The 12,466-nt window shown below is 40.9% G+C and carries 12 protein-coding genes; 5 read left to right on the top strand and 7 right to left on the bottom strand.

The annotated features are described in order from the left end of the window. Positions 1-99: 99 nt before the first annotated feature. Positions 100-660, bottom strand: a complete 561-nt coding sequence (locus tag QNI22_RS01985; RefSeq protein ID WP_314508914.1) for a hypothetical protein — start codon at positions 658-660, stop codon at positions 100-102. Positions 661-725: 65 nt separating this feature from the next. After that, the gene (locus QNI22_RS01980) at positions 726-962 is read right to left on the bottom strand and encodes a helix-turn-helix domain-containing protein (RefSeq protein WP_314508913.1); all 237 of its coding nucleotides are present in this window, start codon (positions 960-962) and stop codon (positions 726-728) included. A gap of 379 nt (positions 963-1,341) precedes the next feature. Here QNI22_RS01980 and QNI22_RS01975 point away from each other — a divergent pair, with 379 nt between their 5' ends. Continuing rightward, on the top strand, positions 1,342-1,596 hold the full coding sequence (locus tag QNI22_RS01975; protein ID WP_314508912.1) for a hypothetical protein: 255 nt from the start codon (positions 1,342-1,344) through the stop codon (positions 1,594-1,596). Here the strand turns inward: QNI22_RS01975 and QNI22_RS01970 are convergent. The 5 genes from QNI22_RS01970 to QNI22_RS01950 all read right to left on the bottom strand — a co-directional run bounded on the left by QNI22_RS01970 (position 1,585) and on the right by QNI22_RS01950 (position 6,336). Then, positions 1,585-1,770, bottom strand: coding sequence for a hypothetical protein (locus QNI22_RS01970; RefSeq protein WP_314508911.1), 186 nt, complete (start codon positions 1,768-1,770; stop codon positions 1,585-1,587). The genes QNI22_RS01975 and QNI22_RS01970 overlap by 12 nt on opposite strands. A 222-nt stretch (positions 1,771-1,992) precedes the next feature. Next, positions 1,993-3,036: a hypothetical protein gene (locus tag QNI22_RS01965; protein WP_314508910.1), complete on the bottom strand. Its 1,044-nt coding sequence runs from the start codon at positions 3,034-3,036 to the stop codon at positions 1,993-1,995. Between the two features lie 64 nt (positions 3,037-3,100). Continuing rightward, a complete protein-coding gene (locus QNI22_RS01960) occupies positions 3,101-4,474 on the bottom strand; it encodes a hypothetical protein (protein ID WP_314508909.1) in 1,374 nt (457 codons plus the stop codon). Between the two features lie 147 nt (positions 4,475-4,621). Continuing rightward, complete coding sequence (locus QNI22_RS01955; RefSeq protein WP_314508908.1) at positions 4,622-4,936, bottom strand: hypothetical protein; 315 nt, start codon at positions 4,934-4,936, stop codon at positions 4,622-4,624. 1,145 nt (positions 4,937-6,081) lie between these two features. Beyond that, positions 6,082-6,336: a hypothetical protein gene (locus tag QNI22_RS01950; RefSeq protein ID WP_314508906.1), complete on the bottom strand. Its 255-nt coding sequence runs from the start codon at positions 6,334-6,336 to the stop codon at positions 6,082-6,084. A 644-nt stretch (positions 6,337-6,980) separates the two neighbouring features. On the opposite strand from QNI22_RS01950, the gene QNI22_RS01945 reads away from it, so the two are divergent. The 4 genes from QNI22_RS01945 (at position 6,981) to QNI22_RS01930 (ending at position 12,141) form a co-directional block, all read left to right on the top strand. Further along, positions 6,981-8,147, top strand: coding sequence for a fatty acid desaturase family protein (locus QNI22_RS01945; RefSeq protein WP_314508905.1), 1,167 nt, complete (start codon positions 6,981-6,983; stop codon positions 8,145-8,147). 476 nt (positions 8,148-8,623) lie between these two features. Then, complete coding sequence (locus QNI22_RS01940; protein ID WP_314508904.1) at positions 8,624-10,126, top strand: sensor histidine kinase; 1,503 nt, start codon at positions 8,624-8,626, stop codon at positions 10,124-10,126. Between the two features lie 14 nt (positions 10,127-10,140). After that, positions 10,141-11,340, top strand: a complete 1,200-nt coding sequence (locus QNI22_RS01935) for a sensor histidine kinase (protein WP_314508902.1) — start codon at positions 10,141-10,143, stop codon at positions 11,338-11,340. Between the two features lie 3 nt (positions 11,341-11,343). Then, on the top strand, positions 11,344-12,141 hold the full coding sequence (locus tag QNI22_RS01930) for a LytR/AlgR family response regulator transcription factor (RefSeq protein WP_314508901.1): 798 nt from the start codon (positions 11,344-11,346) through the stop codon (positions 12,139-12,141). Positions 12,142-12,466 lie beyond the last annotated feature (325 nt).

Genomic DNA, 12,466 nt, shown 5'->3' with positions numbered 1-12,466 from the left:
CCAATACAGGTTTATGTGAAAGTTCACATGTAGGCGCTAGAGGACAAAAAACAGAAATACTTATACTAGTTACAGTTAAAATATCAAGCCTCCAGATGATTAATCTATCTGTTGTATCTGTACTGCAACTTTGTCAAAATCATCATAAAACAGGTATATCTCTTCTTCACAATAATCGCTAATGATATCCCCAGAATTCATTTGACAGATAAAGGTCATTTTGTCTCCACGAGAGTTTAGAGGCGTTTCATTCATCTGTATCCATTTAGGAATTTTATTAAACTGGCGAATATATCTTTTAGGATTTGCAGGTTTTCTTTCCTGTTGTGTTAAAAACTCACTATAAGATTTATTTCCCATCTCAAGCCATTCTTTCCAATCAGTATTAGTCTGAAAATAACCAAAATCTGCTTTAAACTTATATTTCCCATCCACAATATCAAATGTCACTTTTGTTTGATGACAAAACGTATTCATATGTGCTTGGGCAGCAGTACAGTAGGGATCATTATTCGAATAAACAATAAATAGTTGACCATTCCACTGTGGATTTACCAATGAAAGATTGATAGAAACCAGTGGCTTAAAGTATTTCTTGTATTCTTCATGTTGATCAAAGAACACTTCATGAATTTGTGGGCATAATTTAAGTCCCTCCATAATTAAAGATTGTAGTTTGGTAATACTGATTAAAGAACAAAATAAAGCTTTTACAAACGAAATACTTATTTATTTGCTTTCACCACCGGCTCACCATCTCCTGTAAAGAGCCAATGCACATTGGCCTGATAGGTCGCATGTAGGCACCACAGGAAGAAGCAACTTGGTAGCTGGTGGCCTTTTTCCAGAGAGGATAGGTTGCCCTGGGCTACTCCCATGCGCTGAGCAAATTCGCGTTGAGAGAGGTTGAGTACTTCCATTCGAAAGAGGCGGATGCGTTCGCCGATGTCTTTTAGATTCATGGTATGGCTGGTTTCGTGTGTATTTGTTTGTTTTCTGCTGACCGGAAGTACGATCAAACAGGTTGGTGACTGGAACTATGGTCAGCCAAGAGTTTGACTGGAAGTATGGTCATTCTGTAAAGTGACCAGAGTTCGAATATTTCTGGAAAGCGACTGGTATTCCAGTCAAACCAAAAAGCGACCGGAAGTATGGTCAAACGCAAAAGTGAACAGAGTTCCAGTCATTTTACAAAGTGATTCGATTTCTGTTCACTTCGTTTGCTGAACATTTTTCTGTTCACTCAGTCAGCGATTACCATTTTGACCATAGTTCCGATCAATCACGGGTGTTGACCATACTTCGGATATTTCTTCTGTGTGACCGGAACTCCGGTCACATATGGCAAATCACCTGATTGTTACCATCCAACACATAGGTATTTTTCCGAACCGATGTAGGGGCGCACCCATGTGTGCGCCCGGTTTCCGGCAAACCCTGTTTGTGACAATCCGATATCGTAGGGGCGATTGGCAGATCGCCCTGATTCCCCGCCGAATGATTATGATATTCCGACCATCATTTCGGATGTATCCCATGCCGTGTCTGCACGAACCAGGGCGATCTGCCAATCGCCCCTACATTTCACAATGGTAATTCGCCAATCCAATCATTGTCTGCACGAAACATGGCACACACAGGTGCGCCCTGATTCCCACAGACCGCGTTTGTGTATTTCCGATCCTGTAGGGGCTGGGCTTGCCCCTGCCCGGTTTCCATTCGCGAATGATTGGGTTTATTAGACAAACCTTTCGGATTAATCCCAGACATTCGTTGTCGGAAACACGGGTACCCGCAAGGGGCACCCCTACATTTCCCGATGTTGGTTTATAAACCTAAACACGGTCTGCACGAAACATGGGCGCACACGCAGGTGCGCCCCTACATTGGTTTGGCATATTCCCAATCGTTCGGAGGGGAAATGTTTGGGCGTGATTGCCCCTACAGGGTATCGGAATAATTGTTGCTAGAATTGACATTTTGCCAGCCTGTTTACGATGCTTTGGTTTTCTGTTTCTCCTGCACCTTCTTCCACTCTACCTTGAGCCATTCGACCAGTTCGGGTTGTCGATACGTTTCATAGTAATCCACATAATAGAGGTATTCCGCTTCGGTCATATGGTCCATATACAGCGTCAACTCAGACATAATTCGCTGGCGGTTTTCGCTCTCTGTCAATGGCTTGGGTCGAGGTAGTTTGGAAGTAGGTTTGTTTGCCTCTGCAAATACTGCGTCCAGGTCTACCCCTATCTCGGGTCTGTCGGGTGTGGCTGAGTGGGTATCCTGTTCTGTTGACAACTTTTGGGCAATCTTTTGAGCCGACAGGCTTTGGAAAGGCTCTCTGAACTGTTCAGGGGCTTTGTCCAGATTGCTTACAATGTCATACAGGATTGAACTCTGTGAATACTTCAGATCTTTGTGTTTCTGGGCTTTCACCTCTTCCTTCTCTTTTCGGTATTTTCGCAGAAATTCACCCAGCTTGATAAAATCAAACGACTCATAGAGCTGCCCATACTTGCCACTCTGGGTATTGCGAAGACATAGCAGCACATCGGTCAGTGACAGATCCCGAAAGTCTACCTGTACCATACTTGCCATGGCAGTGGTTTGTTTCACAGTTAGCGACTGTTTGACAGTAATCGATTCGGTAAAATACTTGATGAGCACAAACAAAAGCCGATTGGTGATTTCATCGCCTTGCGTACGGGCAAACACCTCCAGAGCCGGAGCACGAGAGGCAATCTCCTCATTGGCATGCTTGTACATCTGGGTAATGAGTACACCGTAGTCCGCTTGCAGAGATTGCATATTGTAAATCAAACTTTCACTTTGTTGCGGAATAGCTTGCAGCCCTTCCATCAGCGTTTGGGCATAGATCTGGTATTTTTTGGCTACGGTCAGTTGAGCCGGAAGGTTGTTTTGCTGCAGCCATTCGAGCAGGTTTGTAATACGCGATTGAGCTTGTTGAATCAGATTCACAGACTGGAACTGCTTGCCCAGCAGGGCAGATGATGACGGATGTTGAATCAGGGACATGATAAAAAATTAGCTGGTTATTGAATAGTAAAAAATTGTCTGCTGATTAGTTTGTATTCAGGCATTAATCGCGACACAAACGCATCAGACGGAGATATTCCTCATCCTGATCTCTGGGTGGAGCAAATGATGAACGGGCTCCTCCTCCATTGCCTGACTTAATAGCCGCATAGTACTTCTCAAAAAAACGATTCAGATCGTTGGGTGCTGTGTAGCCATTGTCGCGATACCAGGTAGGAATCATTTCCAGCAAGCTCTGGAAGGAATGGATCACTGACTCATCAGGAATCTCTGCCAGATTCATAGTGGGTTGCTGCCACTGTACAGCAATCTTGTAGCGGATCTGTTCCAAGACCTGTTTAAGAAACTTGTCGTCACGCCCATAGACCCACTTGTAAGCCCCAAAATATAGCAGATAGACCTCTCGACAAGGCACAAGACACGGATCGACTGGAGTGGCCTTAGAATCGGTTTTAAGGCTATGCACGTTTTGCATAGCATTTTCTATCTGTGCAGCCTTCTTAGGGGAGGGGGCCGGCGCAACCTGGGGAGGGGTTACTATAGCGGCTTCTACAACAGGTTGGTTCTGTTCTTCGCTCTTCAAAAAATTTTCTAGCTTCTCCCCTGCTTGTTCATTTTTAAAAATCTCCTGCTCATTTGAAAATTGAAAACTTTGCGCGCATGCGCTTTTTTCTGTTATTGTATTGTTATTATTTTTGTTTTTATACTTGTTATTATTTCTGTTACTATATATGTTATTATAGTGTGCATTCTGTTCATAGGCAAATGGAATAGTTTTCATATCCTGATGCGAATTCTCTTCATACCCTGATCGAAAATTATTCACAGGCAATGGTGAAGTCTCTTCATATAGGTTATGAAATTCGTTCATTGAATAGTCCATACCAGATACGGAATTTTCTTCCTGCTGCATAGGAAAACTATTCACAACCGTTGAAGTTTTTTCAGCTGTAGACGGAAAAGTATTTATAGGCTGCTGCGCATTTTCTGCATACCCTTCTGAGTCTTCCTGGTTTGCATCATGGTTGTGTGCATCCTGCATAGCCTGCCGATGTTTGTATTGCACAGCTCTGCGCTTTTTTTGCTGAATGGCCTGTATCCATTCCTCTGACCCCTGTACAGTTTCAGACAAAGGAAGTTGATTCTGACACTGATGTATTGCTTTTTTCCAAACCGGACAGGCACGCAAAAAACGGGATTCTGCATTTATTTCTACCAATCCTTTGCCCTCTAGCCGGGTAATGGCATCAAACACCCAGCGCGAGGTTAGACGAAGCGCTTTACCCAGTTCTACTTTGGAGGCGTAACACCAACCCGTTTGAGCAGAAAAATTATCGATCAGACTCATCAGTGCATGTTCGTTCATGCTGATGTCAAAATGTCCAAGCAGGTCATGATAAATGAGTGTGTACTTCATAAAAGTGTGATAACAAAGAGTGGATGAATGAATAGACAATTGGGTTTAGACAATAGCATTCCACTACCCGATGGTTAGATCAGGCAAATGCAGCCAGTATCAATACTGGGCATTGGGAATGAGAAACGATAAAAGGATTTCCTGTTCTTAGGAAACGGATTCGATGTTGAGGAACGACGGGTTTTTAACCAGATGCAAAATCTCCTGGTAGTCAAACGTCCACTTGGCGTTTTTGCCAGCACCAATGCGTTGACCACTCTGAATGATACCAGCTCCGATCAGTCTGCGAATATGAAAGCGCGAAACGCCCAGTTGATTTTCGGCCTCGGCCATGGTGATGCGTGTAGTCTGACCTGTAGCCTGATGGATGTATAGGGCTTCCAATCGTTTGACCTCTGCCTGCAAACAGGCTAGTTCGGTTTGTAGCTGTTCTAGTTGCTGGGATAGGCGCAATGCGTCCATAGTGTATACCTGGATGAGAATTAAAAAAAGAATAAAACAGAAAAGAATGCAGAGGCAGGGTGTACAACTGATTAATTGTACTTTTTTGCGGAGGGCAGGTTAGTGTCCCGGTCGACGAGGGATACTTGGAGGATTATTGAAAAATAAAGGGGTACTACCAGATACAAATAAGTCGATTACTGACAAACTGTTCACAAGTGAGAAACTTGTGTGCACTAAAAATGATAAGGGTTGATTTTTAGATAAAGTGTTTTTTGTGGATAAATGGCCAATAGGGACACCTTTTTCGACGGATAATTTTACGGTTCTCATGAAAGTTGTACGGTTTGAAGCACTAAAAAAGTAAATAGACTGGTCAAAATCCAGCCCCTGATTTTGATCATTTCTCAGGTGTAAATCTCTAAAAGCAAAAATAACCCAAACCGATAAGAGGTGCAAATGAAATAAGCAGAATTTATGGCAAAAATAAAATTTATATGATTTTTCTTGGATATACGGGAAGTGTTATTTTGTAACAGCAGGCATATCTATCCCCATTTATTGCAATTTTGAAAGGATAGTTTTGATTATAGATTTATAATTGCGGGAAGTGAGAGAAAATATAAGTGAAGCTTATAAATTTAGACTAACAAATACATAGGACTACTGGTTTTGGAGGATAGTATACCCTCAAGTCAATCAAGGAAGGATGTTCTATTCTTGTTTATACAGGCAAATCTGTTTCTTACCTACAAAGGTGGGGATACCTTTTCTACTGGCTGCGTACTCTTCCTTACTAAAACTCAAGTGATCAAAGCCAGATTCTATTGAATTCTGTAGCGACTGCACTCACACTGTTCCGCAATAGATACTGATACAAATTGCTTCCGTTTTAGTATATACTTCTTTTCTCAAGGATAAGCGGGACAGCCTCATCGATTAATTGAATATAAGCAACAGGAAGAAAATAAAAATATAATAGATTGTCTTAAATGCACCGATTTACAATGGTTTACATCTCATGAAATTATATATTATTCTATCCTACTGCCTATGTATCAAAAGGGTAATGTTTCCATTAGTTCCCAATTAGTTCAACAGATCAATGCCATTATACCTTGCTCCTATGTTCAGATAGTTATTCATAGATATAGTAGCTATTTCTGTTAATGTCTGATTGGAATGCCTGATTGAATTATTTTGATACACTCAATCACCTCTTCGCGCGTCTGATCGAGCCGTGTCACTATACGGCAAAGGAGTTCTTCTACCTTACCTGTCTGAAACCTCAGGTCAGCATCCGTTAATTGAGGATACCTCTGCTGAAGGGCTTTGGCTTGCAGATACCAGTCGCCAGTTATTTTAAAAGGAGCTATACCCGCAGGATATTTAGCTACACCATTATTGTTTTGTGTATCCATGGATTTTGTGAGTACGTTTATAAGTAAGTACTCAATATAAAGGTATATTTATTTAACCGTAATAATATTACATATTACATAATCAATCTTGCATATATCACACATTACCAACAAAATACATTGTTTCATTTCCTGATTTTACAGGAAAAACGGAAATTTGTTTTTCTAGTCATTGCTGCTTTACAAGTCCTGTGAGTAGGATGATCAGGAATAGAAAATTCAGGAAAGAAAACCATGACCTGAAAGCCGATTGGCAATTGAGAAATCAGCATCAGAAATAACGTTAGAAAAAACATTCTTTTACTCCAAGAGTTCTGAGAGTCCCAAAACGGCAATACAAATTCCCCACTTTTATGCGTTAAACACCTATTTGTGCAAATAGGTGTTTAACGCACTATTGGTCTTATTCCTCTTCGAAAACCTGCAAGAGAACGTATAAAGCCTGTTTTTGGCAAATACATAATTCCATACATCTTTCTTCGTGTGTTGGTGAGGAATGATAATTTCACTGTAAACTCTGAATACCCGATAGTTATCTCAAAGCCTGATAAGTCAATACTCTTTTCCTTACTGACTATAATCCTTCCAGGCTCTCTCATTTCTGCCAGGTTAGTACTCTAGTTTACAATTATACTTCTATTACTATGGAACGCAGCCAATTCACCAAAGCCAGGCAGCCTAAAATCAAGTTTATTGACAAGAGCCATTCTGCCTTTTTCTCTACAGTCCGTGAACGTGTAGATACTTATTTTAAAACACGTAGTCTTTCTTCACATGCCAATACAGCCATGTGGTTCAAGTCTATTTTCTTTCTGCTTGGTTATCTGTTGCTATACGGTTTGATCCTGTCTGGTCAGTTTAATGCATGGACAATGCTGGCAATGGCGGGGGGTCTGGGGATATTTGCAGCAACCATTGGCTTCAACGTTTCTCATGATGCCGTACATGGTGCCTTTTCGGGTCATAAATGGGTGAACGACCTACTAAGTAAAAGTTTTTATCTGCTGGGAGCCAGTCCTTATATATGGAATCTGACACATAATGTGGTTCACCATACCTATACCAACATAATAGGCCATGACGAAGACATCGAGATTGCACCAGGACTTATTCGAGTAGATCCACAAGAGAAGATAAACAGGCTACAACGCTTCCAGCATCTGTATGCTTTTTTTCTCTATTCGTTAACCTCCCTTTCGTGGGTATTGCGTAAAGACTATCTTAAGTTCTTTCATCATCGCATTGGCGCACACTCCTATACGCATCCCAGAAAGGAATACTTTAATCTGTTTTTCTACAAAGCACTCTATTATTTTTTCTTCATTGTACTCCCGTTGGTACTATTGGATCTGTCCTGGTGGCAGGTAGGGCTAGGGTTTGTGATTATGCATCTGATAGAAGGTATCACACTGGGTCTGGTTTTCCAACTGGCTCATGTAGTGGAAGGCACCAACTTTCCTACACCCAATGCACAAGGCAATATGGAAGATGCCTGGGCGGTTCATCAGTTGCGTACTACGGCCAACTTTGCCCCTGACAGTAAACTGGCAGCTTTTCTATGTGGCGGACTAAACCGCCAGATTGAGCATCACCTGTTTCCTAAAATTTGTCATGTGCATTACCCAGCTCTTTCGGTCATTGTCAGACACACGGCACAGGAATTTGGTTTACCCTATCTGGAAAATAAAACCTTCTTCATTGCTCTTCAGTCGCACTACCGGATGCTGCGCAAACTGGGAAAGGACGCCTTTGTCCCTTCTACTACTGTCCAACCAACCGTATTGCCGTTTCCTCTGATTAAACTGGCTTAGTACTGAATCAGGTATATTGCGCACGTCGGAAAATAATCAGTCTGGCGTAGCATTTTTAACACTTTGTGAGTATTCTGCTACTCCCCTTTCACTTTTCTGGTGACAGACTCAGTGAATCGGATTTTTATAGCTATATAAAAGTAAATATAGTTCGTAGCAGGCTCACAATGCTGTCAACGTAAGCTTTCAAGAGATGAAAATCTATTTTTGCGCCAGCGATTTTTATTTTTCCGAACTTTCTCAATCAGACAATTATATGTAGACTAAAAAACCACTACTATTCAAATCTCTCTTCTACAGTTCATACATCTTTTTTGACAATTCATCCAATATCGGTCTGATATCTGGCTTAAGAGTTAGTATTTTTGGATACTAGTGCATATATACTCTTTCCACAGAAACTCTTCAGCATATTGATACAAGCAGGTTTGCATCCTGGCTTCTTTTCCAAAGCAGAATGGAGGTATCACCTTCTCATGATGCCGGTGTTGTTCCCTCTGGGCAACTATTACCTTATTGGTCAGTCCTACTTTCAGCAACCCAGCCTGTTTCTTATCGGCACTCTGCTGGTATTCATTTTATACTGGTTTTCCATTATAATACTCACAGTGGCAGTACGAAAAGTATTGGCTTATTGGTCAGAAAAAGAACAGGTGTGGATACGAACTTCTTTCCTGTTTCTGGTAGTAGGCATACTTACCTTCTTTCTTGCTTTTTTTGATGTTTGGATCTATAGTTTATTTCATCAGACAGGCGTAAAATTTTCGTGGAAAACAGTTTGTCCAATCCTTATTCTGGGTGGAGTCTTTGATTTCTTTCTGTGTGCAGCCTTTCTTCTTTTCAACTCAAATCTGATCTGGAAATCCAACACCCCCACTAATTCAGCTAGTTGGCTAGCTCTGGCTAATCCGGCTCTGACACGATTAGGAATTTCACCTCTGGGTTGGGGCTTTCATGGACTGGCCGTACTGGTTTTTATACCGATTGCCAACCATCTGATTATTGGCCCCCGCTACTGGACCAATGGATTGTTACTCGCACTAGGATCAGCGGTAGTAACACTCCTATATATTCCCATTGCAGCCTTGTTAACGTTGAGTGTACGACTGGCAATCTATTGTTATCCCAGCCTGCATTTTACAGTACTTCGCATTGGGTTCATGTTGTTGTTAACCGGAATTGTTTCAAGTATATCTGCAATTGGAAGTGTGTGGGTACTTAGTAAAATCGACATACTGGATGTCCGGTTTTCTCACGATAATATGTATACTCTTATTCTGTTAGGTTTAATTTTTGATTTATTGTTCTGTATAGCACATGGTTATTTTTATGCCTTATCCATGTGGCAAAAACAACAGGTTGAAATTGAAAAACTAAAAAAAGAGAAACTACAACACCAGTTTGATACACTCAAGGGCCAGCTAAATCCACACTTTCTGTTTAACAGTCTCAATTCGCTTTCTTCCTTGATCAGTGAAGATACCCAACAAGCGGAACATTTTGTGGATGATCTGGCTAAAGTATACCGTTATCTTTTACAAACAGGCAGATCATCTCAACCTGATGGCGAACATAGTGAGTTGGTAACACTGCAAACCGAACTCAATTTTATTGCTTCCTATATCAGCTTATTAAAAACCCGGTATGGCAAAAGCCTTCTTATTGAGCAACACATAGCCGAGGCGTACAAAAACCGTACATTACCTCCACTCACTCTGCAAACATTAATTGACAATGCCATGAAACATAATAGTATGCTTCCGGGCCGTCCTCTTACTATCTGCATTACAACAAGTGATCCCGGACATTTGAGAGTACGAAATAATATACAACGTAAAACCATGCGCCTGGAAACAGGTCAGTCTGGATTAGCTAATCTGGCAGCCAAGTATCAGTTATTATGTAAAAGTGAACCACAAATCATAGAAAATGATCAATATTTTGAAGTAATCGTACCTCTTCTCGAAAGCAATCGATAAGGGCACTGTATAGTATGAACTCCAGACTAAAACATATCATCTCCAAACTACCATTCAGGCGTTTACCTAAACACCAGCAGAATGCTACTGTACATAATACGATACCAGTAACGCAAAAAGAAGGTTTGCGATGGCATGTTTTATTAATGCCTATGGTATTCATTCCATTGGTTTCCTACTGGCTGGTTGGTCCTGCCTATTTCTCTGATGGAAAAATATTTCTGCAGGCATCACTTCTTAACTATTTCCTGACAGGTTGCTGTGTACTTACACTAGATACTCTAACCCAAAAGGTTATTCGCCAATACCCTGGATTGGATCAAAGTGCAGCCCGCGCAGGTCGTACGTTTCTGGTATTTTTTCTTGTTACACCCTCTTATTTAGTAGTTGGAATTTTTATCTATAGTTATTTTCACCTGTTTGGATTTCAACATACCCCAGGATTAACCACACGGATTCTACTCTATAATGTGGGGTTCAATATATTGTCTGTAGGTATTGATGAAACAGTCTATTCGCTTCGTAAGTGGAGAGAAAATGCGTTAGAACGTGAAGAGCTGGAAAAAGTAACTCTTCAAAGTCAGTATGAAAGCTTAAAGCATCAGGTAAATCCCCATTTTCTATTTAACAGTCTCAATTCACTGTCATCATTGATCGCTGATGAACCCCAACAAGCGGAACATTTTGTAGACGAAATGGCCAAAGTATATCGCTATCTTCTGCAAACAAACAATGGCCAGGAAGGCAATGGTGAACTCACAACTCTAGCAACTGAGCTGGATTTTATTGAATCCTACTTCCATTTGCTTAAAACCCGTTACCGTGCTGGTATTGAGCTGCAAATTGAGATAGATAGAGAATATATGACCTATCGGTTACCTCCTCTGGCATTACAAATGCTGGTTGAAAATGCTGTTAAGCACAATGTAATTTCAAACAGAAAGCCTCTTCTGCTGGAACTATTTATTCAGCAGGATCAAGCTGCAACAAATCTGTTGATACGCAATAACCTTCAGCGCAAAATCGGCGCAACCATCCATTTACCGGATTCAAACAGGGATACGTCCAATGGTGTTGGCTTAACCAATATTACAGCCAAATACCGATTGCTAAACCGAAACAAAGCAGGAGCAGGAAAACCGGGTATAACCGAGCCTGCCATCCTTTGTGACGATCATTACTTTACTGTTGTTTTACCGCTTTTTCTCCCATAAATTATGAATATCTTAATCGTAGAGGACGAAGAACTAGCCGTCCGCAAATTACAAAAGTTACTGACAGAGGTTGATCCTTCTTTAACCATTGTTGGCGTCACCAACAGCATTGAAGATACGGTTGCCTGGCTTGGAGAATATGACAGTACCCATCCATCCAAGCCAGATCTGATATTTATGGATATTGAACTGGCAGACGGGCAAAGTTTTGAAATCTTTGATCAGGTAGAAGTATATAGTACGGTCATCTTTACTACGTCCTATGATGAATATGCCTTACAAGCTTTTAAGGTAAATAGCATTGATTATCTGCTCAAACCGATTCAGAAAGAAGATTTGCAGCGCAGCCTCAAAAAATTTCAGGATCTGAAAACATCAATGACTCAGGCAGGTACTGAAACCAATGTTACTTTAAATGTAGATAAACTATTACGCGAACTACAGCTGCAATCTGCTAAAGATTACCGCAAACGTTTTCTGGTACGGCAAGGGCAACGGTATCTGTCTATTGAAACCAACGAGATCGCCTATTTCTTTACAGATGAACGATACAGCTTTTTTGTAACCCACACCAATCAGAAGTTTCTGGTAGATTATACACTTGATGAAATATCCCAGTCACTCGATCCAGCCCATTTCTTCCGAATTAATCGGGCAATGCTTGTTACCCATAAGTCTGTTGACCAGATTCAACCCTATTTCGGTAACAGGTTATCACTGGTATTAAAACCTATTCTTGACAAAGAAATATTGGTAAGCCGCGAAAAAGTACAGGATTTTAAGAAATGGATGGGAAAATAACATGTATAGCATAACATAGCCCTACATGCGCATAGTTTTATGGATCTTTGTTTTGACCAGAACTATGCGCATGAAATTTTTTGTGGTGAATTCCGTTTAAACACCAATTTTGTGGTTAATTCTATGCAAAAACTTTTTTGCGGTGAATTCAACTCATCAGCAATTTTGCGGTAAACTCTGGGCAAAAATTGTTTTGACTCAATCAACCATGATCCACACTTCTACATCTCCGCTGCGGTGACTTCACCGCAGAACTTATCATGTACTGAAACCAGTTCAACACGTCTGTATGAACATAGTTATACACAAAATAATATGTATCGCA

The sequence above is a fragment of the Xanthocytophaga agilis genome (assembly GCF_030068605.1).
GTDB lineage: Bacteria > Bacteroidota > Bacteroidia > Cytophagales > 172606-1 > Xanthocytophaga > Xanthocytophaga agilis.
Note: the sequence above shows the minus strand (reverse complement) of the source record. Positions and strands in the feature narration are given on the sequence as shown.